General features: G+C 64.7%; 25 protein-coding genes. 9 read left to right on the top strand and 16 right to left on the bottom strand.

The window, feature by feature from the left end:
- Window positions 1–20: 20 nt before the first annotated feature.
- The 11 genes from PCJ49_RS20360 to PCJ49_RS20410 form a co-directional block, all read right to left on the bottom strand.
- A complete protein-coding gene (locus tag PCJ49_RS20360) occupies window positions 21–350 on the bottom strand; it encodes a type II toxin-antitoxin system PemK/MazF family toxin (RefSeq protein WP_269912544.1) in 330 nt (109 codons plus the stop codon).
- Window positions 337–561, bottom strand: coding sequence for an antitoxin MazE-like protein (locus PCJ49_RS20365; RefSeq protein ID WP_269912545.1), 225 nt, complete (start codon window positions 559–561; stop codon window positions 337–339). The genes PCJ49_RS20360 and PCJ49_RS20365 overlap by 14 nt, the downstream gene beginning before the upstream one ends.
- A gap of 64 nt (window positions 562–625) precedes the next feature.
- Entirely contained in the window at window positions 626–1,744 is a 1,119-nt protein-coding gene (gene dnaN, locus PCJ49_RS20370; RefSeq protein ID WP_269912546.1) for a DNA polymerase III subunit beta, read from the bottom strand.
- Between the two features lie 153 nt (window positions 1,745–1,897).
- The gene (locus tag PCJ49_RS20375) at window positions 1,898–3,073 is read right to left on the bottom strand and encodes a winged helix DNA-binding domain-containing protein (RefSeq protein WP_269912547.1); all 1,176 of its coding nucleotides are present in this window, start codon (window positions 3,071–3,073) and stop codon (window positions 1,898–1,900) included.
- Between the two features lie 86 nt (window positions 3,074–3,159).
- The gene (locus tag PCJ49_RS20380) at window positions 3,160–4,332 is read right to left on the bottom strand and encodes an acyltransferase (RefSeq protein ID WP_269912548.1); all 1,173 of its coding nucleotides are present in this window, start codon (window positions 4,330–4,332) and stop codon (window positions 3,160–3,162) included.
- A 76-nt stretch (window positions 4,333–4,408) separates the two neighbouring features.
- Window positions 4,409–4,729, bottom strand: coding sequence for a multidrug efflux SMR transporter (locus tag PCJ49_RS20385; RefSeq protein ID WP_269912549.1), 321 nt, complete (start codon window positions 4,727–4,729; stop codon window positions 4,409–4,411).
- Between the two features lie 161 nt (window positions 4,730–4,890).
- Entirely contained in the window at window positions 4,891–5,361 is a 471-nt protein-coding gene (locus PCJ49_RS20390) for a MaoC family dehydratase (RefSeq protein ID WP_269912550.1), read from the bottom strand.
- A gap of 73 nt (window positions 5,362–5,434) precedes the next feature.
- Complete coding sequence (locus PCJ49_RS20395) at window positions 5,435–5,764, bottom strand: lipopolysaccharide assembly protein LapA domain-containing protein (protein ID WP_269912551.1); 330 nt, start codon at window positions 5,762–5,764, stop codon at window positions 5,435–5,437.
- Window positions 5,765–5,924: 160 nt separating this feature from the next.
- Window positions 5,925–6,065 (bottom strand): hypothetical protein, encoded by a 141-nt coding sequence (locus PCJ49_RS20400; protein ID WP_160105436.1) that lies wholly within the window; start codon window positions 6,063–6,065, stop codon window positions 5,925–5,927.
- 209 nt (window positions 6,066–6,274) lie between these two features.
- Entirely contained in the window at window positions 6,275–6,895 is a 621-nt protein-coding gene (metW, locus tag PCJ49_RS20405) for a methionine biosynthesis protein MetW (protein WP_269912552.1), read from the bottom strand.
- A gap of 3 nt (window positions 6,896–6,898) precedes the next feature.
- Window positions 6,899–8,107 (bottom strand): homoserine O-acetyltransferase, encoded by a 1,209-nt coding sequence (locus tag PCJ49_RS20410; protein WP_269912553.1) that lies wholly within the window; start codon window positions 8,105–8,107, stop codon window positions 6,899–6,901.
- A 193-nt stretch (window positions 8,108–8,300) separates the two neighbouring features.
- Here PCJ49_RS20410 and PCJ49_RS20415 point away from each other — a divergent pair, with 193 nt between their 5' ends.
- The 4 genes from PCJ49_RS20415 (at window position 8,301) to PCJ49_RS20430 (ending at window position 12,054) form a co-directional block, all read left to right on the top strand.
- Entirely contained in the window at window positions 8,301–9,167 is an 867-nt protein-coding gene (locus PCJ49_RS20415; RefSeq protein ID WP_153202592.1) for a chorismate mutase, read from the top strand.
- 119 nt (window positions 9,168–9,286) lie between these two features.
- Window positions 9,287–10,498 carry an AAA family ATPase gene (locus PCJ49_RS20420; protein WP_269912554.1) on the top strand — a complete coding sequence of 404 codons (1,212 nt, stop codon included), beginning with the start codon at window positions 9,287–9,289 and terminating at the stop codon, window positions 10,496–10,498.
- Between the two features lie 3 nt (window positions 10,499–10,501).
- The gene (locus PCJ49_RS20425; RefSeq protein ID WP_269912555.1) at window positions 10,502–11,113 is read left to right on the top strand and encodes a DUF4276 family protein; all 612 of its coding nucleotides are present in this window, start codon (window positions 10,502–10,504) and stop codon (window positions 11,111–11,113) included.
- A 56-nt stretch (window positions 11,114–11,169) separates the two neighbouring features.
- Window positions 11,170–12,054, top strand: coding sequence for a prephenate/arogenate dehydrogenase family protein (locus PCJ49_RS20430; protein ID WP_269912556.1), 885 nt, complete (start codon window positions 11,170–11,172; stop codon window positions 12,052–12,054).
- 17 nt (window positions 12,055–12,071) lie between these two features.
- On the opposite strand, the gene PCJ49_RS20435 is transcribed toward PCJ49_RS20430, so the two are convergent.
- Window positions 12,072–12,692: a LysE family transporter gene (locus PCJ49_RS20435; RefSeq protein WP_269912557.1), complete on the bottom strand. Its 621-nt coding sequence runs from the start codon at window positions 12,690–12,692 to the stop codon at window positions 12,072–12,074.
- 75 nt (window positions 12,693–12,767) lie between these two features.
- On the opposite strand from PCJ49_RS20435, the gene PCJ49_RS20440 reads away from it, so the two are divergent.
- Window positions 12,768–13,661 (top strand): LysR family transcriptional regulator ArgP, encoded by an 894-nt coding sequence (locus tag PCJ49_RS20440; RefSeq protein WP_269912558.1) that lies wholly within the window; start codon window positions 12,768–12,770, stop codon window positions 13,659–13,661.
- On the opposite strand, the gene PCJ49_RS20445 is transcribed toward PCJ49_RS20440, so the two are convergent.
- Window positions 13,662–14,879, bottom strand: coding sequence for an acyl-CoA dehydrogenase family protein (locus PCJ49_RS20445; RefSeq protein WP_269912559.1), 1,218 nt, complete (start codon window positions 14,877–14,879; stop codon window positions 13,662–13,664).
- Window positions 14,880–15,091: 212 nt separating this feature from the next.
- Window positions 15,092–17,188, bottom strand: coding sequence for a 3-hydroxyacyl-CoA dehydrogenase NAD-binding domain-containing protein (locus PCJ49_RS20450; RefSeq protein WP_269912560.1), 2,097 nt, complete (start codon window positions 17,186–17,188; stop codon window positions 15,092–15,094).
- Window positions 17,189–17,461: 273 nt separating this feature from the next.
- Here PCJ49_RS20450 and PCJ49_RS20455 point away from each other — a divergent pair, with 273 nt between their 5' ends.
- The gene (locus PCJ49_RS20455; protein WP_153205019.1) at window positions 17,462–18,145 is read left to right on the top strand and encodes a TetR family transcriptional regulator; all 684 of its coding nucleotides are present in this window, start codon (window positions 17,462–17,464) and stop codon (window positions 18,143–18,145) included.
- A gap of 336 nt (window positions 18,146–18,481) precedes the next feature.
- Window positions 18,482–18,766 (top strand): integration host factor subunit beta, encoded by a 285-nt coding sequence (gene ihfB / locus PCJ49_RS20460; protein WP_089290574.1) that lies wholly within the window; start codon window positions 18,482–18,484, stop codon window positions 18,764–18,766.
- 103 nt (window positions 18,767–18,869) lie between these two features.
- Here the strand turns inward: ihfB and ilvD are convergent, their stop codons facing one another.
- On the bottom strand, window positions 18,870–20,729 hold the full coding sequence (gene ilvD / locus PCJ49_RS20465) for a dihydroxy-acid dehydratase (protein WP_269912561.1): 1,860 nt from the start codon (window positions 20,727–20,729) through the stop codon (window positions 18,870–18,872).
- Window positions 20,730–20,974: 245 nt separating this feature from the next.
- Here ilvD and PCJ49_RS20470 point away from each other — a divergent pair, with 245 nt between their 5' ends.
- Both PCJ49_RS20470 and xth read left to right on the top strand, forming a co-directional pair.
- Complete coding sequence (locus tag PCJ49_RS20470; RefSeq protein ID WP_269912562.1) at window positions 20,975–22,003, top strand: hypothetical protein; 1,029 nt, start codon at window positions 20,975–20,977, stop codon at window positions 22,001–22,003.
- A gap of 74 nt (window positions 22,004–22,077) precedes the next feature.
- Window positions 22,078–22,872: an exodeoxyribonuclease III gene (xth, locus tag PCJ49_RS20475; protein WP_089290571.1), complete on the top strand. Its 795-nt coding sequence runs from the start codon at window positions 22,078–22,080 to the stop codon at window positions 22,870–22,872.
- 26 nt (window positions 22,873–22,898) lie between these two features.
- On the opposite strand, the gene PCJ49_RS20480 is transcribed toward xth, so the two are convergent.
- Window positions 22,899–24,623 (bottom strand): ATP-binding protein, encoded by a 1,725-nt coding sequence (locus PCJ49_RS20480; protein WP_269912563.1) that lies wholly within the window; start codon window positions 24,621–24,623, stop codon window positions 22,899–22,901.
- Between the last annotated feature and the right edge of the window lie 183 nt (window positions 24,624–24,806).

Here is a 24,806-nt window from a genome sequence, read left to right on the forward strand (position 1 = left end):
TCGGTCCGGCGGTGAACAGGTTATGCGTCTGCCAGACCGATCACAAAGGCGACGGCCCGTGTCAGCTCCGCCATTTCATCCCGCGATAAATGCCCGATCACCTGCTGAATGCGATCCCGGCGCACCGTGACCGGCTTATCCGCCATTAATTGGGAGCGGGCGCGCAGGCCGTTTTCCGCACTGGGTTCGATCGTGACCCGGAAATCGGCGTCCGCCAGATCGCTGGTGAATTGGACAAGGATAACGGACTGATGGGTTGGCGGTAACGCATCGGTTTGCAGGATCACCGCCGGGCGTGGCTTCCCATAGTCGCCATTGGTGGCGACCACCACCACATCACCGCGTTGCATCCGTCAGGTCTTCATTATCAAAGTCGCTGACAGACTCGATCCAGTCCATGGCATCAGCCTCGGCGACCGGATCAAGGCGGGCCACTTGTTCGGCGATCCGGGCACGTAACTGGGGGGAACGGGCATCCGGGATGAACAGACGGATTTCCCGCAACCCCTGCGCCCGCTTGCGCTCCCGAAACGCCTTTACCCGTTCAGCCGCCTGTCCCATCAGAAGAGTCTCCTGCGTTACGCATCAGTGTAACGCGTAACGCAGGGGCTGGGCAAGCAGCGGGTCACACCCGCATCGGCATCAGCACATAAAGCGCCGAACCATCGGCCGCATCGCGGACGATGGTGGGGGAGCCGCTGTCGGCCATCTGCAATTTGGCGACACCGCTTTCGATCTGGGAGGTGATATCCAGCAGGTAACGGCTGTTGAAACCAATCTCCAGCGCGCTCTGCTCATAGACCACTTCAATCTCTTCCGTCGCCGAACCGGCATCGGGGGAGGTGGCGGAGAGCGTCAGCACGCCCTTGCCCAGGGCCAGCTTCACGGCGCGCGACTTCTCCGTGGAGATGGTGGCCACGCGGTCGACGGCGGCGGCGAACAGCTTGGCATCCACTTCCAGCGTCTTGTCATTGCCGGCGGGGATCACGCGTTCATAATCCGGGAAGGTGCCGTCGATCAGCTTGGAGGTCAGGGTGATGCTGTCAAAGGCGAAGCGCACCTTGGTGTCGGACAGCTGCACCTCGATGCTGTCGGCTGCCTCATCCAGCAGCTTGCGCACTTCCAGCACAGTCTTGCGCGGGATGATGACGCCGGGCACGGCCTCCGCCCCTTCCGGCAGGCCCACTTCCACCCGCGCCAGCCGGTGGCCGTCGGTGGCGACGGCGCGCAGGGCGGCGGTTTCACCGGCCTTCGGCTTGGTGGCGTGGATATAGATGCCGTTCAGGTAATAGCGCGTCTCTTCGGTGGAGATGGCGAACTTGGTCTTGTCGATCAGCCCCTTCAGGGCACCGACGGTCAGGCTGAACCGATGGGGCAGGTCGCCCTGGGTCATCTGCGGGAAATCATCCACCGGCAGGGTGCCCAGCTTGAAGTTGGAACGGCCAGAGCGCAGCGTCAGCACATCGCCCGAGGCATCCAGCTCCACCTGGCTGCCATCGGGCAGCTTGCGGGCAATGTCATACAGCGTGTGAGCCGGGGCGGTGGCGGAGCCGGGCCGGGCGATATCCGCCGGCACGCTTTCCACAATCTCCAGATCCATGTCGGTGGCGGTCAGCGACAGCTCGCCATTTTCCGCGCGCAGCAACACGTTGGACAGGACCGGGATGGTGTTGCGCCTCTCGACAACGCTCTGCACATGCCCGAGGGAGCGAAGCAGGGCGGCACGTTCGATGGTGATCTTCATCCTGAACCCGGTCGGTTTGTCGCCCCATGGTCGGTCCAAGGGACAGGGGAATGGTTACACGAATCCCCACCCGGCCACCCCGGCGGCCAGAGAAGGGGGCGACACCATAGCACAAGCTTGCGCGCATGACAGGGCTTTGCTGCATCGCATGGCTTATGGATTGACGAGATCCACCGCCAGCCCGCCAGAGAGCCGCCGCAGGGCCCGGGTGATGGCCGGCAGCTCTTTCTTGTAGAGTTTCTCCAGCGGGGTCAGCGTCACCTGCCAGCGCGGCTTATTGCGCCCGCCTGCCGCCCCGATCCGCCGGTGGCTCCAATGCGCCACCACCCGGCCCTGGCGCAGCACCACCGGGCTGATCCAGCCGGCGGTGCGATAGATGGCGGGGCGGTGCCGGTCGTCCAGATATTGCCCGGTATCCTGATGGCCCAGCAGCCAGGGATCGAACAAGGGCAGGGTGGTGAGGTGGCCGGGCACATGCTCGGCCTGGTGCAACGCCTCCCCATCATCGACCAGGATGAAGAAGCCGGGCTTGCCGGCGATGGCAACGGGGGTGATCTTTCCCGCCAGATCGGCAAAGCCCTGATGCACCGGGCCGGCGGGCAGGCCACTGAATTTGCGGAAATCCGCCGGGCTGGCGGGGCCGAAACTGGCCAGATAACGGCGCAGCAGGGCCGCCACCGCCGCCCGCCCCGCCATCGGGGTAATGGGCGTGCCGGGTGGCAGCCAACTTTCCAGCCGCACGAAACGCGCTTCCCGCAGGCCGGCTTCCCCCTCGCTTTCCGCCCCCATGGCCGGACCATGACAGAGATGGCCCAGCGCACAGGCCAGTTTCAGCACCCCGCCCCAGCTATGTTCCAGCCACGGCTTGGCCCAATCGCCCAGTTGCGGCACCAGCCGGCGCGACAGATCCATGCGGCTATGCGGCCCGTCGGCCAGGGCCTGACTGATGGCCCCGATCAAGACCGCCACCTGCTCCGGCGGCAACCCCTCCCGGCTGTACCATTTCTGATAGGCGTCACTGTGCAGCCCCCGCACCCCCAGCACCATGGGCAGGTCGGTGGCGGGAAACAAATGCAGGGTGGACCGGTGGGCCCACAGCTTCACCAGCGACCGGTCAGCATAAAGGGCCCGCTCCAGCGCCGCATCATCCACCCCGGCGGCGGCGCGGGCACGCAGTTGCAACAGGGCGGCGGAATGAACCTGCGCCTGCGCCCCGATCAGGCTGCCCGCCGCCGCCAGCCCATCCGCCGCCGGTTCCAGCAGATGCTGTCGGTGCAGACGAAAGGCCAGCGCCTGGTCAAGGCCGATGGCAAGCGGGGTGGTTGTCACGTGGGTGGCCTTTTGTTCCCGTCATATCGGCCCAGCATGACGCAAGATGATCTTGGGAACAATAAGGGAACGGATAGTGCCGCCCTTTATTCCGCCGCCATGCCATAGGAAGGGGTGGGCCTTGGCTTGAACCGGGCCAGCCAACGGTCGCGCAGGTGCAGGAAGGGCCGTTCCACCGCCCAATACAACACCGCCCCGAACAACAGGGCCAGACCGATGGCCAGCGTCAAACCCGCCCAGCCGGACAGGCCCAGGGCCGGGATCAGCCAAGTCTGGGCGACGTGATAGGCGATCTTGTGGCTGAGATAGAGGCTGTAGGCCCCCGCCGCCAACGCGCCCGCCCCCGGCAGGGCACGGGTGCCGATCAAACCCTTAGGCTCGGCCCCGGCGGCCACGATCAGGGCAACGCCGGTGGCCAGCAGGGGAAAGCCCAGCATGGTGCCCAACAGGCCGGTTATCTGGTCGTCGAACAGCAGGATGGCCGCCGCCATCAGGGCCAGGCCTGCCACCAGCAGCAGGGTGGGCCGGGCGGTCAGCCGGGCCCAGAGATCGGGGCGGAAAGCCCGGACCAGGGCCAGCGCCACCCCGGCCAGCAACCCGTCAAGCCGGCTCCAGGTTGGGAAATAGATCAGGTTCATATAGGGCGTCACCTGCGGGGCCGCCGCCGGATCGAAAGCAGGGGAGGCCACCTGTGACAGCCACAGGAACCCGCGCAGGCCGATCCCCAGCAAAACCACCGCCAGCAGGGCCAGCACGGTTTTGCGTGGCGACGGGCGGTTGCCCAGCAACAGCACGGCCAGGGGGAAGACCAGATAGAACTGTTCTTCCACGCACAGCGACCAGACATGGGAAAAGGTTTTGCCGATCCCCTGGTAAGGCAGCAGCAGGTTTTCCGTGAAGGTCACAAACTGCCAAAGCGGCTGCATGGCGGGCCGTTCGCGGGCTTCTGGCACCAGGGCATAAAGGGCGATCACCACCAGAAAGGCCGGCAGGGTGCGTAACAGCCGCTTGGCGAAGAACAGCCCATAATCTGGCTGCCGCCCGGCGGCCAGGGGGCGCAGCAACTGGCCGCCGATCAGATAGCCGGACAGCACAAAGAACAGGTCTACCCCCATCCAGCCGAACTGGACGAACCAGTTGTCCCCTGCCGGCACCAGACCAAAATTCATGGCGTGATAGATCATCACCCACGCGATAGCGACGGCGCGCACCAGATCAAGACCCGGCAGGCGCAGGGTGCGTTTTTCGGCTGGTTTCATTAGAGAAAGTCTATGTCTGGCGGTTCGGGGAAGGGCTGATCATTGGCTTAGCACATGATCAGCCCTTCCCTGCTGATTATCCTGCTGCCAGAAATTTCAGCCCCGCAATGCCCGCCACGATCAAGGCAATGCAGCCCAGCCGCAGGGCATCGGCCGGTTCCCCGAACAGCAGCATCCCGGCCAGCACCGTGCCCACGGTGCCGATCCCGGTCCAGACCGCATAGGCAGTGCCCAGGGGTAATGTCTTCAGCGCCAGCCCCAGCAGCAGGATGCTGACCAGCATGGAGAGCAGCGTCAGGGCCGTGGGCAGGGGACGGGTGAAACCGTCCGTATATTTAAGGCCGATGGCCCAGCCGATTTCAGCAAGGCCGGCGGCCAGCAGGTAAAACCACGCCATGGCGGGAATCTCCCCTTTGTCGAAGGGGCCGTCCCCGCTATGGCGCTTTCCCCGGCGATCCGGGCCGTCCCGGATCGCCTGTGCAGGGGAAATGTCGTGATTGCCATATGGTTTCAGACTTCTGTCCGGTCAAGCCGGTGACCGGCAGGGCGGGTTTGCCCTCAGCTGGGGGCCATCACCACCATGATCAACCAGTCGGCGGCCAGGGCTGGCTTGGTCTCCCCCTCAATCTCCATGCTGGCGGCATAATGCAGCATATGCTGGCCCTTGCCCCTGTCTTCCAGACCCGACAGGGTGAAACGCCCGCGCACGCGGGCGCCGCTGCGCACGGGCGCCAGAAAACGCAGCTTGTCGAAACCGTAATTCATGCTCATCGCCATGCCGGCGGGCAATGGGATGATCTCCATCCCCATGCCGCCCAGCAGGGACAGGGTGAGGAAACCGTGGGCGATGGTGCCGCCCAGCGGCGTCTGGGCCGCCCGCAGCGGATCGACATGGATGAATTGCCGGTCGCCCGTCAGGTCGGCGAATCGGTCGATCATCGCCTGATCGACCGTCACCCAGTCCGATACGCCGACTTGCTGACCGACCAGGCCCGGATAATCGGCCAAGGGAATAACCGGTGCTGCCATGACGCCCCCTTTTAAACACTCGTTTGATTCAGGTTGCACTATGGCCTGAAAACGGGCGGGGCGGAAAGGGGGATCAGACGCGCGGCAAGGTCTGGCCGATGGGGGTGTCGGCAGTGCCGGCCGCCTTTTCCGCCCGCAGCAGGTCCAGTTCCTTTTGCAGCTTGTCGGCGCGGCTCTGATGCTTGCGCTCCGCCTTGCGGTGGCCGTGCTGGCCGACCCAGACGGTCAAGCCCCCCAGCAGGAAACCCAGCACCAGCGTCACCAGCACCAGGGCAAAGGCCGGCGCTTCCACGAAAAAGGGCAGGGGCCAAAGACTGAGCTGCACCGGGGTCAGGTTGGAGATGGCAAAGGAAATGGCGATGACTGCCAGCGGCAGGGTGACGATCCAGGAAAGATAACGCACGGGTTCATGCTCCCCATTTGGGCGGGGCCGGAGGAAAGGCCCAAAAAGAAACGGCCCCGAGCATAACGCCGGGGCCGTCGAAAGTTTCCAGGAAATACGCTCGGTACGGAGACAACCGGCATACCCCGGTCAATGCCGCCCATGGGGGACAGGCGGATTGTCACATGATCGCCGCGCCAATCAGCAGGGCGAAAGACAGACCAAGCAGGGCGGTGGAGATGCGTTCCAGCCGTTCCAGGCGCTCACGGGCCTGACGCAAGGAGCTGGTGATTTCAGTGTAAGCATAAGCATGACGACGCATCTTGAACCTCCCTTACATCCCACCACCGCGGGTGCAACCGGCGATGGCGTGAGATACATGGCGGTCCGGCCACAGGCGGGGGGTGGGAGTAGCTGGGGGGCCTAACCTGTCATCCAACTGCAACCGGACCGTAATGGAACTGTGCGCCCATTCCCGGCCCCCGGCAAGGGTTCGAACATGACCTTTTGTATGGACTATACGAAATGATATTATGTGCGCTGCAACAGGAACAAGGCCTGTTCGCCCCACCAATTGGCCCGCCCACTATCGGCGGGGGCGTCGATCACCTTTTCATCGGCGCCCAGGATCAGGCTGCGTTCAATGCGGATGCCCATGTCCTGGCACAGCATCACGAAGTCGCGGATGGTGCAGAAATGGATATTGGGTGTGTTGTACCAATCATAGCCCAGCCGGTCGGTGACCGGCATCCGCCCCTTCAGCAGCAATTCCATCCGCACCCGCCAATAACCGAAATTGGGCAGGGAGATGATGGCGTGCCGGCCGATGCGCACCAGCTGTTCCAATATTTCCCGCGGCTGGCGGGTGGCCTGCAGCGTCTGTGACAGGATCACGTAATCAAAGCTGTTGGACGGGTAATCCTTCAGATCCGTATCGGCATCGCCCTGGATGACCGCCAGCCCCTGGCCGACGCAGCGGCGCACCCCGTCCATCGACAGTTCCAGCCCGCGCCCATCCACCTTCTTGCGATGGACCAAAGCATAGAGCAATTCGCCTTCGCCGCAGCCGACATCCAGCACACGGGCGCCTTCATCCACCCAGGCGGTGATGCTTTCCAGGTCGGTGCGGATATGGGGACCGGAAATCGCCATGGTTCAGGCCCCCTTGGCCGTGCTGGTCAGGCCGCGCCGCTGGGCGTTGCCTTCAATGAAACCGCGCGCGACCTGATAGAATTCCGGCTCATCCAGCAGGAAGGCATCATGGCCCTTGTCGGTCTCCACCTCCACAAAGCTGACATTGGCCGCCACCGCGTTCAGCGCATGGACGACGGCGCGGCTTTCACTGGTGGGGAACAGCCAGTCGCTGGAGAAACTGATCAGGCAGAAACGCACCGGCGTGGGTCGTTCCACCCCGTCCGCCCCCTTCACCCGGAAGGCATTGGCCAGCACCCCGCCATGGTCGGCGGCCAGATCGAAATAATCCATGGCGCGGGTGATATAGAGATATGAGTTGGCGTCGAACCGCTCCACAAAGCTGATGCCCTGGTGGCGCAGATAGCTTTCCACCTGGAAATCCGCATCAAAGCCGAAGGTGATGGCGGCCCGGTTCTGCAGGTTGCGCCCGAATTTGCGGTGCAGGGCCGGTTCGGACAGATAGGTGATGTGGGCGGCCATGCGGGCCACCGCCAGCCCCTTGGTGGGCCTTGTATTCTGGTTCAGATAATCCCCGCCGCGCCATTCCGGGTCGGCCATGATGGCCTGGCGCCCCACCTCATGGAAAGCGATGTTCTGGGCGCTGTGGCGGGCCGCCGTGGCAATGGGCAGGCAGCAATAAACCATTTCCGGATAGGAGACGGCCCATTGCAGCACCTGCATCCCGCCCATCGACCCGCCGATGACGCAGAACAGCTGGCGGATACCCAGATGTTCCACCAGCATCTTTTGCGCCCGCACCATGTCGGCGATGGTGATGACGGGGAAGGACAGGCCCCAGGGTTGACCGGTGGCGGGGTTGATCTCCTTCGGCCCCTCGCTGCCCAGGCAGCCGCCGATGACGTTGGAGCAGATGACGAAGAATCGGTCGGTATCAATCGGCTTGCCGGGGCCGACCATCAGGTTCCACCAGCCGGGCTTGCCCGTCACCGGATGCTTTTCGGCGACGAAGTGATCCCCCGTCAGCGCATGGCAGACCAGCACGGCGTTCGAGCGGTCGGCATTCAGTGTGCCATAGGTCTGATAGGCCAGCCGGAAGCAGCCCAGTTCCACCCCGCTATCCAGCATCAGGGGCGTATCCTTGCCCAGCACGATGGAACGCGCGGGTTCGGCCGGGCCACAATCGCGGAAAAGGGCGGGCGTTTCAGTCACCGGGCGTTCCATCGAAGGCGCACGCAAAAAGCGGCGGCGATAACGGTCAGGGCCGGCCGGGCAGGGGATGCACGGGTCCGGTTGGGCAAGTAGAGCTAGAAAGGGGGGGCACGGGTGTCAATGTTTTCTTTGATTTTACCGGGGGTGGCGACTACTACTATCCGGCCCTGCACGGACAAATTTCCGGCCATCCATGTCCCCGACCCCCACGCTTGATGATCTGCGCCGCGAGATCGATGAGATCGATGCGGCGATTCACGCCCTTTTGCTGCGTCGCACCGAGGTGGTGCAGGAGGTGGGGCGGGTGAAGCCTCCGGGCCGTCCCTTCATCCGGCCGGGACGGGAGGCGGAGATTATCCGCACCCTGGTGGCCCGCCATAGCGGCCCCTTCCCGTTGCAGGCCCTGATCCGCATCTGGCGGGAGATGGTATCGGCCTTTACCCGCGTGCAGGGGCCGCTGGGCGTCGCCGTGGTCTGCCCGGATGACCAGCGCAGCCCGCTCTGGGATAATGCGCGGGACCATTTCGGCAGCGCCACCCCCACCATCGCCGTCAATACCCCCATGGCCGCCTTGCGCGCCGTGTCGGAGGGGACGGCCACCGTCGCCGTGGTGCCCTGGCCGGAAGAGGATGATAACGACGCCTGGTGGCGTTTCCTCGTCTCCCCCGATCCCAAGACCCCGCGCATCATTGCCCGCCTGCCCTTCCTGCGCCAGACCGGCCAGCAGGTTGGCCGTGAGGGCGGCGACGCCCTGGTGCTGGCCGCCGTCCCGGCGGAAGCCACGGGCGATGACCGCACCCTGCTGGCGGTGGAAGTGGGCCAGGATGTCAGCCGGGGCCGGCTGAAGGATGTGCTGGAAGCGGCCGGCTTTGCCACCCTGCAACTGCGCACCCACCATCTGCCCGGTGGCGGCGGTGCCGTGCATCTGGTGGAGGTGGAGGGCTTCGTGGATGCGGGGGATGCGCGCCTGGATGCCGCGACGCTGAAGCTGGGCGAAAGCGCCACCCGCATGTTGCCTATCGGCGCCTATGCCACCCCCATCACCCTGCCCAAGGGGTGAGGGGGACACGCTATTGTCATTGCGATGATATTTGGGCAGAGGATTACAGGGCTGGCTGATCTGGCTTCGGAATGATAAGCCATAGAGGTAGCGAGGCTTTCTGATCAAGGAGGGGGGCGATGGGCGCCGGTTCGATCCGCAGGATCACGTTGCGCAACTACAAAAGCATCGCCTATTGCCGTATTGATCTGCATGATCTGATGTTCCTTGTTGGCCGTAATGGGGCAGGCAAGAGTAATTTCCTGGATGCCTTCCGTTTTGTTTCTGATGCGCTGCGCACCAGCCTGGATCAGGCATTGCGGGATCGTGGCGGCATTCGAGAGGTGCGGCGCAGGTCGGGTGGCCACCCGACCCATTTTGCCATCCGTCTTGAGTTCCAATTGCCTGACGGTCGCTATGGCTACTACGCTTTCAGCGTCGGTACGACCGGGACCGGGGCCCCCCAGGTGGCGCGGGAGGAGTGTTGGGTCTATCCTGCACAAGATTTTGGTGAACCGGACTATTTCGAGATACTTGCCGGAGAGGTGAAGGGGAACAGCCTGTCTGCGTTTCCGGCTGTACTGCCGGACCGGCTGGCTTTGGTGGCGGCGTCTGGTTTGCCGGCATTCCGCCCAGTGTTTGACCTGCTTTCCCGCATGGATGTCTATAACATCAACCCGGAGGTGCTGCGCGCACCGCAGAAGCCTGATTTGGGCGGTGTGATGCGGCACGATGGCAGCAATGCAGCCAGCGTCCTTCATCGGTTCTCTGCTGAGACGCGGGAAAGCGTGCGTACCCATCTTTCCCGCATCGTGCCCGGTGTGTCGGCGGTAACAGTGAAGCCGCTGGGCAGCTACGAGACGATTGAGTTTTCGCAAATTGTGCAGGGCCAGAAACACCCCTGGGCCTTTCTGGCTCAGCAAATGTCGGATGGCACGCTGCGTGCCCTTGGCATTTTGCTGGCGGCTTTCCAGGATGGGGCCGGAAGTGCTGCTGTCAGCCCGCGGTTGATTGGGCTCGAAGAGCCGGAAACGGCACTGCACCCCGCAGCGGTGGGCATCTTGTTGTCGGCCTTGCAGGAGGGGGCCCGGCACCGGCAAATCCTTGTCACCTGCCACAGCCCTGATTTGCTGGACAGTTTCGACATCGTGCCGAATCAGATGATTGCTGTGGAAAGCAAGAATGGTACATCCGTTCTTGGCCCCCTTGATTCTGCATCTATCCAGACCCTGCGCGACCACCTGCTGACCCCCGGCGAATTGCTGCGCCAGGATCAATTGGCTCCCGATCCGGAGGTTTTCCGCGAAAAAAGCCCGGTTCAGGAAGACCTGTTCGGCCCGATGGATATCTGAGCCATGGCCTTCATCGTGCCCATCGTCGAAGGCAAGGGGGAGGTAGAGGCGGTACCAATCCTGCTGCGTCGGATCGCGGCGGAGGTTGGGGGCTGGGTGAAGGTCAATCCCCCGATCCGTGTTGCATCTGGCTCCTTTCTCAATCGGGAGGAGGAGCGGCGTAAATATGTGGGGCTGGCAGCCAACAAGGCCATTCAGGGCAGGGGCCATGTGCTGTTGATGCTGGATTGCGATCAGGAAGCGGGCGATAGGCGACAGGCGTGCCCAGCCGAATTGGGGCCAAGCCTGTTGGCACAACTCCGCGTCATTCGCCCGGATGTATCCATGTTCGTCGCCTTGGCGCACAAGGAGTATGAAAGCTGGTTTCTGGCTGCCCTGGAATCGCTGGCCGGTCAGGCGGGGTTGCCCGCTGATGTGCAGGCCCCCAATGACCCCGAAGCAAAGCGCAACGCCAAAGGCGAGTTGGGACGACTGTTGGGACGAAACTACGGCTATGATGATGAATTGCAAAGACAATTCACTGAACTGATGTCCTTGCAACAGGCCCGCCGTGCACCTTCCTTCGACCGGCTTTACCAGTGGGTTGCCGGGATCGTTGCTGGCCACTCCGCTTGAGGCTGCCCGTCACCCATGGTACTGACCATGGCTCCAATCTTATCAGGCGTTTTCCCATGACCAGCCCGCTCTTCACCCGCGTTGCCATTGTCGGCTTTGGCCTGATCGGTTCCTCGATCGCGCGGTGCGTGGCGGAATATCCGGGCTTGGCCAAGGATGTGGTCTGTATCGACCGGTCGCAGACCGTCTGCGACCGGGTGATGGAACTGGGCATTGCGGCGGCGGCCAGCACCGATCCGGCCCTGGTTGCCACCGCCGATCTGGTGGTGCTGGCCACGCCCATTGGGGCCTTTGCTGATCTGGGGGCCATTATCGGCCCGCATCTGGCGCCCGGCACTATTTTGACCGATGTGGGTTCGGTGAAACAGTCGGTGGTGCGCGATATCGGCCCGCATGTGCCCGATGGTGTGCATTTCGTGCCCGGGCACCCGCTGGCCGGCACCGAACATTCCGGCCCCGATGCCGGCTTTGCCAGCCTGTTCAAGGATCGCTGGTGCATCCTGACCCCGGTGCCCGACAGCGATGCGGCGGCGGTGGAAAAGCTGGCCGCCTTCTGGCGCGGCTGTGGCAGCCAGATTGAACTGATGGAACCCGGCCACCATGACCGGGTGCTGGCCATCACCAGCCATCTGCCGCACCTGATCGCCTATACCATCGTCGGCACGGCCACCGATCTGGAAGAACATCTGAAATCGGAAGTGATCCGGTTTTCCGCCTCCGGCTTCCGCGATTTCACCCGCATCGCCGCCAGCGATCCGGTGATGTGGCGCGACATCTTCCTGAACAACCGGGAAGCCGTGCTGGAGGTGATCCAGCGCTTCACCGAAGACCTGACCGCCCTGCAGCGCGCCATCCGCTGGGGCGAGGGGGAAAAGCTGGAAGAACTGTTCACCCGCACCCGCGCCATCCGCCGGTCGATCATCGACGCAAAGCAGGCGTAAGGTTGTAGGCAGGGCGCTTACCCCACCACCCGCCAGACCAGCGACGCCGCCAGCGCCAGCATGGTCAGCCCCATCAGCCCGTCCAGCACCCGCCACGCCGCTGGCCGGGCGAACAGGGGTGTCAGCATCCGCGCACCATAGCCCAGGGCGGTAAACCAGCAGAAGCTGGCTGCCACCGCCCCGGCAATGAACAGCGGGCGCAGTTCCACCGGCTGGGCGGAACCGGCGGTGCCCATCAGCAGCACCGTATCCAGATAGACATGCGGGTTCAGCAAGGTGAAGGCCGCCGTTGCGGCCAGGGCGCGCGGCAGCGTCACCCCCTCGCCCTGGGCCACCGCCATGGCCTCCCCCGCCCGCAGCCGCCCCAGCGCGCGCAGCCCGTACCAGCCGAGAAACCCCGCGCCCGCGATGGCCAGCAGGTCGGCCAGTTGTGGCAGGGCGGCCAGGAAGGCCCCCAGTCCCGACACACCGGCCGTGATCAGCAACGCATCCGCCGCGCCACAGAACAGCACGATGGGGCCGACATGCTGTCGGCTCAACCCCTGGCGCAGCACGAACAGGTTCTGTGCGCCGATCGCCATGATCAGGGCAGCGGAGAGGGCGAAACCGGTGAGGAAGGGGGCGAGGTTGTATGTCATGTCCCAACCGGTAACGCCGCCGGGATGCTTCAGTAAAACTTGTTCTTCTTAAGCTGATGAAGCCATGCTTCATCCATGCTTGATTATCCGGCCCTGGCCGCCCTGGCCGCCATCATCCATGAAGGCAGTTTTGAACGCGCCGCGACAGCGCTGGGCATCACCCCGTCCGCCGTGTCCCAGCGCGTGCGCGGGCTGGAGGAACGGCTGGGCGCCATTCTGGTGGTGCGCGGCCAGCCCTGCATCCCCACCGATCTGGGGCGCGCGTTGGTGGCGCATATGGACAAGGTGCGCCTGCTGGAAGCCGATCTGGCCCCCCTGCTGAAACCGGAGGGGCAGGGGGGAGCCAGCCCGCCCACCCTGCGGCTGGCGGTGAATGCCGACAGTCTGGCGACATGGTTTCCCGCCGCCGCAGGGCTGTTCGCCCGGGACAATGCCGCCCTGCTGGATTTGACATTGGATGACGAGGCGCATACGGCCGAACGGCTGCGGGCCGGGGATGTGCTGGCCGCCGTCACCGCCGACCCGGAACCGGTGCAGGGCTGCAAGACCCTGCCGCTGGGCCGGCTGCGCTATATCGCCTGTGCCAGCCCCGCCTTCATGGCGCGCCATTTCGCCCAAGGGGTGGGTGCCGCCAGTCTGGCGCAGGCCCCCCTGATGCGGTTCGACCGGCGGGACCATCTGCAGGCGCGCTGGGCCCGCGATGCCTATGGCATGGAATTGACCGCCCCGCCGCACTGGGTGCCCTCCACCCAAGGCTTTCTGGATTTCACCTTGGCGGGGCTGGCCTGGGGGATGCACCCGCTGATGCTGGCCGCCCCGCATCTCGCCGCCGGTCGGCTGGTGGAATTGCCGCCGCATCGACCGGTGCATGTACAACTTTACTGGACCGTCACCCGCCTGCAGGCTGCCCCCTTACGGGCCCTGACCGCCGCCGTACGTACAGCGGCGGGGGAGGGGCTGGAGGGATGATCAGGACCTGTACTTCGCCAGTTCCAGCTTGCCCAGTTGCGCCCGGTGCACCTCGTCCGGGCCATCGGCCAGGCGCAGGGTGCGGGCGTTGGCATAGGCCCAGGCCAGGGGGAAATCGTCCGATACGCCGCCGCCGCCATGGGCCTGGATCGCCATGTCGATCACCTTGCAGGCCATGTTGGGGGCCACCACCTTGATCATGGCGATCTCGGCCTTGGCCACCTTGTTGCCCACCGTATCCATCATATAGGCTGCCTTCAGGGTCAGCAGGCGGGCCTGTTCGATGGCAATGCGGGCTTCGGCAATCCGTTCGTGCCACACGCCTTGCGTGGCGATCGGCTTGCCGAAGGCCACGCGCGACGACAGGCGCTGGCAGGTCAGCTCCAATGCCCGTTCGGAAGCCCCAATCAGCCGCATACAATGATGGATGCGTCCCGGCCCCAGCCGGCCCTGCGCAATCTCAAACCCGCGCCCCTCGCCCAGCAGGATATTTTCCACCGGCACGCGCACATTCTCGAACAGCACTTCGGCATGGCCATGCGGGGCATCGTCATAGCCGAATACCGGCACCGGGCGCTTCACGGTGACGCCCGGCGTGTCGGTCGGCACCAGGACCATGGATTGCTGGCGGTGCCGGTCCGCATTGTCCGGGTCAGTCTTGCCCATGACGATCATGATCTTGCAGCGCGTGTCATTGGCCCCGCTGATCCACCATTTGCGGCCATTGATCACGTAATGATCGCCGTCGCGCTGAATGGTGGTGGCGATGTTGGTGGCGTCCGAGGAGGCAACCGCCGGTTCCGTCATCGCAAAGGCGGAACGGATCTCGCCCGCCAGCAGCGGTTTCAGCCAGCGTTCCTGCTGTGCCGGGCTGCCATAGCGCACCAGCACTTCCATATTGCCGGTATCGGGCGCGCCGCAATTGAAGATTTCCGGGGCCCAGTGGCTGCGGCCCATCACCTCGCATAAGGGCGCATATTCCAGGTTGGTCAGCCCGGCCCCCTGGTCGGATTCCGGCAGAAACAGGTTCCACAGGCCGGCGGCCTTGGCCTTATCCTTCAACTCTTCCAGCAGGGGCAGCGGCTTCCACCGCGTCTCCCCTGCTGCCACCTGGGCGTAAAGCGCCGCCTCGTTGGGATAAACATGCTCGTCCATGAAACGGCTCAGGGCCGCGTGAAGGGCGATGGTGCGCGGGCTTTGGGTGAAAATGCCGGTCATGGGGGCCTCCTGTGGTGGCCGGATGGGTGGTTTTTTGTGAGCGGCCCACGGTTGTTAAGGCCTTTTGTTATCAGCCCTGCCACCGTCACCCCGGCGAAGGCCGGGGTCCAGAATCAAAGGGCGCTTTGCTTTACGAGCTGGACCCCGGCCTGCGCCGGGGTGACGGTACTAGAGGATGGTCTGATGAGGCGATAAGGGAGACGTGCGCGCCCTCAGCCAAACCGTTCCCGCCCTTCGGCCACCAACCGCACCAGCAAGGGTGCCGGGGACCAGTGGGCGCCGGTGGGGTCGTCGCCGGCCATCTGGGCGAAGCGGTTGATATCGGCCAGCACATTGGCCAACCCGGTCAGTTCGGCCTGCTTCATCGGGCCGCCGCGCCAGGCGGGGAAGCCGTAACCGTAGAGATAGACGATATCGATATCGCCCGGCCGCTGCGCCATGCCTTCTTCCAGGATGCGCGCCCCTTCATTCACCAGGGCATAGACCAGCCGCTTCTGGATCTCTTCCTCCCCGATGGCGCGGGGGGTGATGCCGTGCTGCTGGCGATAGGCATCCACCATGGCAGCCACGGCGGGGTCGGGGCGGGGCGTGCGGTCGCCAGGTTCATAATGATACCAGCCGCGCCCGTTCTTCTGCCCCTTGCGCCCATCGGCGGTCAGCAGGTCGGACAGGGCGGTGCCGTAAATCTTGCCCTCCGCCACCCGGCGGTCACGGATGGCCTGCATCACATCCAGCCCGGCCATATCGCCCATGGCAAAGGGCCCCATGGCCAGACCATAGCGGCGGGCGGCCTGATCGACCGCCGCGACCGAGGCCCCTTCGATCACCAGTCGCTGCGCCTCCGTGGCATAATATTGCAGCATCCGGTTGCCGACAAAGCCATCGCAATTGCCCACCGCCACGGCCACCTTGCCGATCTTGCGGCCGATGGCCATGGCGGTCTGGATGGCGTCCGCCGCACTGTCGCGGCCGCGCACCACCTCCAGCAGTTTCATCACATTGGCGGGGCTGAAGAAATGCATCCCCACCACATCCGCTGGCCGGCCACTGGCCGCAGCGATGGCATCAATATCCAGGGTGGAGGTATTGCTGGCCAGCACGGCCCCCGGCTTGGCGACATCCCCCAGCCGGGCGAACACGGCCTGTTTCACCGCCATATCTTCATAGGCAGCCTCCACCACCAGATCGGCGGCGGACAGGTCGGCATAGTCGGTGGTTTGGGTGATCAGCGACAGGCGCTGATCCATGGCCGCCTGGGTCAAGCGGCCCTTGGCCACGGTGGCGGCATAGTTGCGGGCGATGATACCGATGCCCCTGTCCAGGGCCGCCTTATCCATATCCAGCAGCGTCACCGGAATGCCGGCATTGGCAAAGCACATGGCGATGCCGCCGCCCATGGTGCCGCTGCCGATCACCCCCACCTGGGCCACGGGGCGGGGCTTGGCATCGCCCAGCCCGGCCACCTTGGCGGCGGCGCGTTCGGCGAAGAAGGCATGGATCAGCGCCTTGGACTGGTCATGCGCCATGCAATCCCAGAACAGGGCGCGTTCCCGCGCCAGCCCGTCGCTAAAGGGCAGGGTGATGGCGGCTTCCACCGCATCAATACAGCGCTGCGGCGCGTGCAGCCAGGGGGTGCTGTCGGCCAGCTTCTGCCGGGCGGCCGCCACGGCGGCAGCATCGCCCGGCCCCAGCCGGTCGGTGCGCAGGCTGGCGCGTGGCAAGGGCGGCGTGTCGGGCAGGCTGGCGGCAAAGGCGGTGGCCAGTTCCAGCGGCGTGCCGCTGCCCACATGGTCCAGCAGGCCCAGCGCCTGGGCCTGCGTTGCCGCCAGGAAATCCCCGCTGGTGATCAGGGCCAGCGCCTTGGCCACACCCACCAGCCGGGGCAGGCGCTGGGTGCCGCCGGCACCGGGCAGCAGGCCCAGCTTCACCTCCGGCAGGCCCACCTGGGCCTCGCTGGTGGCGACCCGGTAATGGCAGGCCAGCGCCACCTCCAGCCCGCCACCCAGGGCGGTGCCATGGATGGCGGCAATCACCGGCTTGGGCGACGATTCGATGGCGGCGTTGATCTCGTTCAGGTCCGGCTCCGCCAGCCCGCTGCCCAGGAATTCCGCAATATCGGCCCCGGCAATGAAGGTGCGCCCGGCCCCCAGAATCACCAGCGCCTTGGCCGTCGCATCGGCAAGTCCCTCGGCCAAGGCCTGCCCGATGCCCTGGCGCACGGCCTGGCTGAGCGCATTGACCGGCGGGCTGTCCACCGTGATGACACCGACATCGCCCTGTCGGGCGTAATGGACAACCCGCCGGTCCATGGCATTTCCTCCGTTCAGGTGGGCGCCTTTGCCGGCGCCTCATCGCTGTTCGTATGCTAGTTTCAAACAAGTGTTTGCGTCAACCTGTTCCCTGTCGAGGCGATAGGGGTGGTTGACGCAGGGTCAACCGGGGCCTATCCCCAGCTTTTGGGCTCTTTGCAGTGATCAGCGGGAACGCTAAGCTGGAAAACGCCTGTTTGAGACAGGCCAACAACAGCGGGGCTGCCCGGTGACCGGGCCGGCCCTGTGCGGACGGGTAGGGACGCGAAAAGGATGAAGGCGGAAGCCGAGCAGAAGGAAGGGGGCACGGCCCCGGCGGATAGCGCGCGCCCGGACACCAAGGAGGTGATTCTGGATGCGGCGGAAAAGCTGTTTGCGGAAAAAAGCTATGCCAGCGTCTCGCTGCGTGAACTGACGGCGGCGGCCGGCGTCAATCTGGCAGCGGTGAATTACCATTTCGGGTCCAAGGATGCGCTGCTGGTGGCGGTGTTCCGGCGGGGGGCCGTGGCGCTGAACCGGGAGCGCGCCCGCCTGCTGCGGGAGGCGGAGGAACGCGCCGGTGGCGGCACCCCGCCCTTGCGGGAGATTGTGGAGGCGCTGATCGCGCCGGCCATCCGCTACAGCTTCACCTCCAACCGGCTGGCGCTGTACAACCAGTTCGTCGCCTTTGCCCGCGGCGATGGCCCGCCGGAAGCACGCGAGATGCTGGACAAGGATGTCGGGCACCTGCAGCGCTTCGTGCTGCCGCTGGCCCGCGCCCTGCCGCACCTGCCGCAACAGGAGGTTTACTGGCGGCTGCATTTCGTGATGGGGGTCCAGCACTCGCTTTATACCGACATGAAACGGCTGGAAACCCTGTCCGGCGGCCAGTGTCACCTGGATAATCTGCCGGCGGTGACGGCGCGGGTGGTGGATTTCGTCGTCGCCGGGCTGGAGGCGCCGCACCGCGTGGTCTGAAACCTTTGATGTCAGTGCGGCGGGCGACCCTGCCGGAGTCGCCCGGCGCACGATGTTGCCTTGCCGGGACAAAACCTATCGTCCGGGCATATTGAGGGGGGCGGAGCGTCCCCGCTATGGCCGGCGTGCCACACTGCCCCTCCGACGAAAGCAATAGGGTGAAATCCGTTACAGCAGAACGGCTTACCCTTGCGCCGTCACGCTGGCTGCGGCAATCTGGGGGCGAATTGATGCAAAGGTGGCCAAGCGTGTCCGGCCTGCCGTTGATGGCAGCGGGCGCACCGGCCCGCTACCCGTTTAGAACAGGCCACCACATCCCAGGGGGGATTGACAGGTATGACCAAGTCGGAACTGATCCAACGTCTGGCGGAACGCAACCCGCACTTGTACCAGCGCGATGTTGAAAAGATTGTCACCACCATCTTTGACGAGATTACCGAGGCGCTGGCCCGGGGCGACAGAGTGGAACTGCGCGGGTTCGGCGCCTTCTCGGTGAAGAAGCGCGACGCCCGCACCGGCCGCAACCCGCGCACCGGTGAAAGCGTGGATGTGGATGAAAAGGTCATCCCCTTCTTCAAGACCGGCAAGCAGCTGCGGGAACGGCTGAATACGGATGAGTGATTAGCCGGCGCTGACGGCGCTTCGGACTTTCATATCCATCCCTGGCGATGTAACTGACGAAAACGGGGGCGCGGCGGTTATCTGCCGCGCCCCATGGTATTTCTTACTTCCGCCGATACAGCTGGCTCACATCCCGCACCGCCCCCTTGGCCGCCGACGTGGTCAGCGCGGCATAGGCCTGCAACGCCTGGGAAACATAGCGTTCGCGCGGGGCGGTGGGCTTCCAGCCGTCCAGGCCCTTGGCATCCATGGCGGCGCGGCGGCGGTCCAGTTCGGCGTCGGTCACATCCAGATGGATGCGGCGGTTGGGGATGTCGATCAGGATCAGATCGCCTTCCTCCACCAGACCGATGGTGCCGCCCTCGGCGGCTTCCGGGCTGGCATGGCCGATGGACAGGCCCGACGTGCCGCCGGAGAAGCGGCCATCGGTGATCAGCGCGCAGACCTTGCCCAGCCCCTTGGACTTCAGATAGCTGGTCGGGTAGAGCATTTCCTGCATCCCGGGCCCGCCCTTCGGCCCTTCATAACGGATCAGCACCACATCGCCGGCTTGGATGCGGTTGCCCAGAATGGCGGAAACGGCGGCATCCTGGCTTTCAAACACGCGGGCCGGGCCACTGAAGGTCAGCGCCGACGGGTCCACACCCGCCGTCTTCACGATGCAGCCCTCTTCGGCCAGATTGCCGAACAGCACCGCCAGACCGCCATCCTTCGAGAAGGCGTTATCGACCGAACGGATCACGCCCTTGGCCCGGTCGGTGTCCAGTTCGTGATACCGGCTGGCTTGGGAGAAGGCGACCGTGGTGCGCACGCCGCCGGGGGCGGCCTTGAACAGCGTCTGCACATCCGGGTCGTTGCTGACGGCAATGTCCCAACGGGCCAGGGCATCGGCCAGCGTCGGGGCATCCACGCGCTTGGCATCGGTGTGCAGCAGGCCGGCGCGGGCCAACTCACCCAGGATGGACATGATGCCGCCGGCGCGGTGCACATCCTCGATATGCACATCGGCCACGGCGGGGGCCACCTTGCAGATATTGGGCACGCGGCGCGACATCCGGTCGATATCGGCCATGGTGAAATTCACCTCGCCCTCGTGGGCGGCGGCCAGCAGGTGCAGCACGGTGTTGGTGGAACCGCCCATGGCGATATCCAGCGCAATCGCGTTCTCAAACGCCTCAAACGTGGCGATGTTGCGCGGCAGCACGCCCTCATCGTCCTGGAAATAATAGCGCCGCGCCAGATCGACGATGGTGTGACCGGCCTGCACGAACAGGGCGCGGCGGTCGGCATGGGTGGCCAGAACGGTGCCGTTGCCGGGCAGGGCCAGCCCCAGCGCCTCGGTCAGGCAGTTCATCGAATTGGCGGTGAACATGCCAGAGCAGGAACCGCAGGTCGGGCAGGCCGACCGTTCGATGACCTTCACATCCTCGTCGCTGTACTTGTCATCGGCCGCCGCCACCATGGCGTCGATCAGGTCGATGGCGATTTCCTTGCCCTTCACCGTCGCCTTGCCAGCCTCCATCGGGCCGCCGGACACGAAGATGGTGGGGATGTTCAGGCGCAGCGCCGCCATCAACATGCCGGGCGTGATCTTGTCGCAGTTGGAAATGCACACCAGCGCGTCGGCGCAATGGGCATTCACCATATATTCCACCGCATCGGCGATCACTTCACGCGAGGGCAGGGAATAAAGCATCCCGTCATGGCCCATGGCGATGCCGTCATCCACGGCGATGGTGTTGAATTCCTTGGCGATACCGCCCGCGGCTTCCACCTCGCCGGCCACCAGCTGGCCCAGATCCTTCAGATGCACATGGCCCGGCACGAACTGGGTGAAGGAATTGGCAATGGCGATGATCGGCTTGCCGAAATCCTCATCCTTCACGCCGGTGGCGCGCCACAGGCCACGGGCGCCGGCCATATTGCGGCCATGGGTGCTTTTGCGGGAGCGGAGCTGAGGCACGGGGGTTATCCTCTGGGTAACAAGATTTCAAAAGTGCTGGATTGTTGGATGGAAAAATACCCTTGCAGTCGCCGCCGCGCATCCAACATTCCTGCAACCCGTGTATGCCCGCACCCCGGTGCCGGTCAAGCGCGGGCGGATAATTTATCCCAGGGGCACAAGGGGGCTGGATTCCCCAGCGATAATCTGGTGAAAATTTCCTGAACGAATTTTTGTGCGGTGCCGAAGACGAAAAGGCGGTGGCAATGGGACAGGCTCGGCGGGGCTGGCTTCTTGGCGCGGTGCTGCTGGCATCGCTGATATCCACCCTGCCGGCGGCGGCACAGGCGCCGCTGATCGCCGACATGCCCTGGCTGACCGCCCACTCGGTAAAGCAGGGCAAGCGGCAGGTCAGCTATTTCGTGGCCGATCATGGCGCGGACAAGCCAACCATCCTGTTCATCCAGGGCTCTGGCTGCGACAGCTGGTTTGAGCGGCAGGATGATGGCAGCCTGGAACCGCGCACCAATGCCGCCGCCATCATTCTGGACCGGCAGGATATCAACGCGGTGCTGGTGGAAAAGCCGTTCAGTAATGATGAGGATGCCGACCGCGGGGATGAGTGCAGCCCCGCCTTCATCGCCGATTTCTCGGCCGACAGCTGGCAGGCGGCGCTGTCGGCTGTGCTGACCGATGTGCGCCGCACGCTGCCGCCCGATGCCGCCCCGATCATGCTGTTCGGCCATTCGGAAGGGGCGGATATGGCGGCCTATCTGGTGGGGGCCGACCCTGACATTGGCAGGGCCGCCATCATCGCCGGCGGCGGCCTGGATATCCTGTTCGAGATGACCAGCTTTGCCTATATCGGCGGCGGCTGGACCGGGGTGCGGGAGGAAGAGGCGGGCAAGATGTCCGACCGGCTGCGCGCCATCATGAATGGCAAGGGTCGGGATGATGAAATCCTCTGGGGTTCCAGCCTGCGGCAATGGCGTTCCTTCCTGCGCCGACCGCCGGGGCTGGAGCTGTTGAAAAGCGATGCCAGCCTGTTGCTGGTCGGCGGTACGCGGGACAAGGACGCCTCCATGCTGGCGATGGAGGCGTCTTATGCCCTGCTGGTGGCAGGGGGGCATGATGTCACCATCTGGCGGCTGGTGGGGGCCGATCACCGGCTGATGGCGCGCGGCGACCGCGCCGAAACCCGCCGCCATTATAATCAGGCCATCGACTGGCTGATCGGTCGCAAACTGGTGGTACAGGACAAGGGCGCCATCCCCGCCAATGCCACGGTGCAATAGCCGGTGGACAGCGGCGGGTGCCACGGGTAAGCCTTGCGGGAACTTTTCCCGAACATCGGTAGAGGGCTGCCCCCGTGCGTATCGCCACCTGGAACATCAATTCCGTCCGCCTGCGCATCGATCTGGTGATGAAGCTGCTGGACGAACAGGCCCCCGATGTCCTGTGCCTGCAGGAAACCAAGGTGGTGGACGATGCCTTTCCCCGCAATGCCTTCAAGGATCGCGGGTACGAGCATATCCATATCCATGGCATGAAAAGCTATAATGGCGTGGCCATCCTGTCGCGCCTGCCCTTTTCCTCCCGCGATATCCGCCATTCCTGCGGGAAGGAGGATTGCCGCCACGTGCTGGCCACGCTGGAAAACGGGGTGGAGATCCATAACCTCTATATCCCCGCCGGCGGGGATATCCCCGATCCGGCGGTGAATGACAAATTCGCCCACAAGCTTCAGTTCCTGGCGGAAATGCAGGAATGGTTCCTGGCCAACCGGACCCCGGATCAGCCGATGATCCTGGTCGGCGATCTGAATATCGCGCCCCTGGAACATGATGTCTGGTCGCACAAGCAGTTGCTGGATGTGGTTTCCCACACCCCGATTGAGGTGGAGAAGCTGACCGCCCTGCAGAACAGCCTGAACTGGGTAGACGCGGTGCGCCATTTCGTGCCGCCCGACCGCAAGCTCTATAGCTGGTGGTCCTATCGCGCGGCGGACTGGAACGCGTCGGACAAGGGCCGCCGGCTGGATCATGTCTGGGTGACGCCGCCGTTGGCACCGAAGCTGAAGGGGCAGACCATCCTGCGCGACGCGCGCGGCTGGGAACCCAAGCCCAGCGACCATGTACCGGTGATTGTTGATCTGGAGATGTGAGGGAGGGCGGGAACGGCACTGTCGCCCTAAATTCCCTCACCGATCATTTCCGGGCGGGTGGGCAGGCGCACGGTGACCAGGGTGCCGTGGCCGGGCTGGCTGTCGATGGACAGGCTGCCCCGGTGCAGCGCCACCATGGCCTGTGCCACCGGCAGGCCCAGCCCGGTGCCCTGCCGGTCCCGGCTCAGATGCGAATGCACCTGGCGGAACGGTTCCAGTGCCAGGGCCACTTCCTCCGCCGTCATGCCGCAGCCGGTATCGGCCACGCGGAACAGCACATGGTCGGGGCCGTCCGCCAGGGCGGACAGGCGCACAGCACCGCCAGCATCGGTGTTCTTCACCGCATTGGTCAGCAGGTTCAGCAGAATCTGGCGCAGTTTCAGCGTGTCGGCCACCAGGGCGGGGACCGGCTGTTCCACACTGGCCCCCAATTCCACCCCGCGTTCTTTCGCCAGGGCGCGCAACATGCGCACACATTCCAGGCTGAGCGCCCGCACATCCACTGGTTCGGGATGGAGTTCCATCCGACCGGCCTCGATCTTGGCCAGATCCAGCGTGTCATTGATCAGGGCCAGCAGGTTCAGCCCGCTTTTATGGATATCATCGGCATATTCGGCATAGCGTGGATGGCCCAGCGGGCCATGCAGGCCCGACGCCATCACCTCGGCAAAGCCGATGATGGCGTTCAGCGGGGTGCGCAACTCGTGGCTGGCCACGGCCAGGAACTGGGATTTCACCGCACTGGCATGTTCGGCTTCCGCCCGTGCGGCGCGGGCTGTTGCCTCGCTCTCCTCCAGCCGCAGGATATAGCGGTTGATCAGCAGGGCCAGCAGCAACAGCAACAGGCTGCCGATCAGCCCCTGGGCCAGCATCTGGTTGCGCGCCGTCCGGTAACCGCGCAGGGCCGACTGCATCTCATAACCGACGGCGACCACCAGATTGGTGCCTTCCAGCCTTTCATAGCTGGTGATGCGCCACGTGCCATCCACCGCGCTGCGACCATGTACCACCCCGCGCGGTTTTTCCCGCGCGGCCCGCACAATGGTCGCCCCGGGAAAGGTGGCGCCCACGGCGCTGCGGTTTTCGCTGCCACGGGCATAGATGGTGCCATCCATATCCAGCAGCGTGGCCACGCCGCCCAAATCCAGATCCATCTGGTTGAACAGGCCGGAGAAATATTCCGACAGCACGTCGCCTACCACCACCGCCCGCACGGTACCCTCCCGCCCTTCCACCCGCACCCAGAAGGGGATGGACGACATCAAGGGAGAGAGCCCGACAATGGGCTTGCCGAAGCCGATGGGGCGGGTGCCGGGTGCCATGGCGCGCTGGAAATAGTCGCTATCGGCGAAATCCATACCCAGCACGGCGGTGCGGGTGCTATCCAGCACCCGGCCGGTGCCATCCAGCACACCCAGGAACTTCGACACGCTGTCCATCCCCGGCACCCGGCGGCGCATCTGGTCCAGATGCAGCGGCTGGTCGGCGGCCACCCGGTCGGCCACCTCCATCAGCAATTGCTGCACCTGGCTCAGCGTGCGGTTGACATGCTGGGCAAAGGCGCGGGTCAGGTTGCTGGTATCGCGTTCAGCAGAGGCGATGGCATCGGCATAGGACAGACGAATCTGCCAGCCGATCAGCAGCCACAGGCCACAGAACAAGGTAACACAGAGCAGATTGATCCCCGCCCGGCCGCGCGGAACGGCGGATGGCTTCATCCTGCGGGCGGGGGCGGCGAGGGGGCTGACCATGCAGAATGGGTAGCACGAAATGGCCGTTTCCGCCATCCGGTGGAACCTTATCCCACTGGGGTTTACATGTTCCCTCAGGTGCCCGTCCGGAAAGTTTCACATTATCTCAACGTCTTACACGTCTTATCTTTAAACGCTCCCGTCACCCATGCTGCGGCCGGGGTCCAGAATCACAGGCGCTTT

Origin of the sequence: Niveispirillum sp. BGYR6, from assembly GCF_027568365.1 — a bacterium.
Classification (GTDB): Bacteria; Pseudomonadota; Alphaproteobacteria; order Azospirillales; family Azospirillaceae; genus Niveispirillum.

Coding starts and splice junctions, on each gene's coding strand:
- PCJ49_RS20360 (WP_269912544.1), bottom strand. CDS start 350: ATGCAACGCGGTGATGTGGTGGTGGTCGCCACCAATGGCGACTATGGG.
- PCJ49_RS20365 (WP_269912545.1), bottom strand. CDS start 561: ATGGGACAGGCGGCTGAACGGGTAAAGGCGTTTCGGGAGCGCAAGCGG.
- dnaN (WP_269912546.1), bottom strand. CDS start 1,744: ATGAAGATCACCATCGAACGTGCCGCCCTGCTTCGCTCCCTCGGGCAT.
- PCJ49_RS20380 (WP_269912548.1), bottom strand. CDS start 4,332: ATGAAACCAGCCGAAAAACGCACCCTGCGCCTGCCGGGTCTTGATCTG.
- PCJ49_RS20385 (WP_269912549.1), bottom strand. CDS start 4,729: ATGGCGTGGTTTTACCTGCTGGCCGCCGGCCTTGCTGAAATCGGCTGG.
- PCJ49_RS20390 (WP_269912550.1), bottom strand. CDS start 5,361: ATGGCAGCACCGGTTATTCCCTTGGCCGATTATCCGGGCCTGGTCGGT.
- PCJ49_RS20400 (WP_160105436.1), bottom strand. CDS start 6,065: ATGCGTCGTCATGCTTATGCTTACACTGAAATCACCAGCTCCTTGCGT.
- metW (WP_269912552.1), bottom strand. CDS start 6,895: ATGGCGATTTCCGGTCCCCATATCCGCACCGACCTGGAAAGCATCACC.
- PCJ49_RS20415 (WP_153202592.1), top strand. CDS start 8,301: ATGTCCCCGACCCCCACGCTTGATGATCTGCGCCGCGAGATCGATGAG.
- PCJ49_RS20420 (WP_269912554.1), top strand. CDS start 9,287: ATGGGCGCCGGTTCGATCCGCAGGATCACGTTGCGCAACTACAAAAGC.
- PCJ49_RS20425 (WP_269912555.1), top strand. CDS start 10,502: ATGGCCTTCATCGTGCCCATCGTCGAAGGCAAGGGGGAGGTAGAGGCG.
- PCJ49_RS20430 (WP_269912556.1), top strand. CDS start 11,170: ATGACCAGCCCGCTCTTCACCCGCGTTGCCATTGTCGGCTTTGGCCTG.
- PCJ49_RS20435 (WP_269912557.1), bottom strand. CDS start 12,692: ATGACATACAACCTCGCCCCCTTCCTCACCGGTTTCGCCCTCTCCGCT.
- PCJ49_RS20440 (WP_269912558.1), top strand. CDS start 12,768: ATGCTTGATTATCCGGCCCTGGCCGCCCTGGCCGCCATCATCCATGAA.
- PCJ49_RS20445 (WP_269912559.1), bottom strand. CDS start 14,879: ATGACCGGCATTTTCACCCAAAGCCCGCGCACCATCGCCCTTCACGCG.
- PCJ49_RS20450 (WP_269912560.1), bottom strand. CDS start 17,188: ATGGACCGGCGGGTTGTCCATTACGCCCGACAGGGCGATGTCGGTGTC.
- PCJ49_RS20455 (WP_153205019.1), top strand. CDS start 17,462: ATGAAGGCGGAAGCCGAGCAGAAGGAAGGGGGCACGGCCCCGGCGGAT.
- ihfB (WP_089290574.1), top strand. CDS start 18,482: ATGACCAAGTCGGAACTGATCCAACGTCTGGCGGAACGCAACCCGCAC.
- PCJ49_RS20470 (WP_269912562.1), top strand. CDS start 20,975: ATGGGACAGGCTCGGCGGGGCTGGCTTCTTGGCGCGGTGCTGCTGGCA.
- PCJ49_RS20480 (WP_269912563.1), bottom strand. CDS start 24,623: ATGGTCAGCCCCCTCGCCGCCCCCGCCCGCAGGATGAAGCCATCCGCC.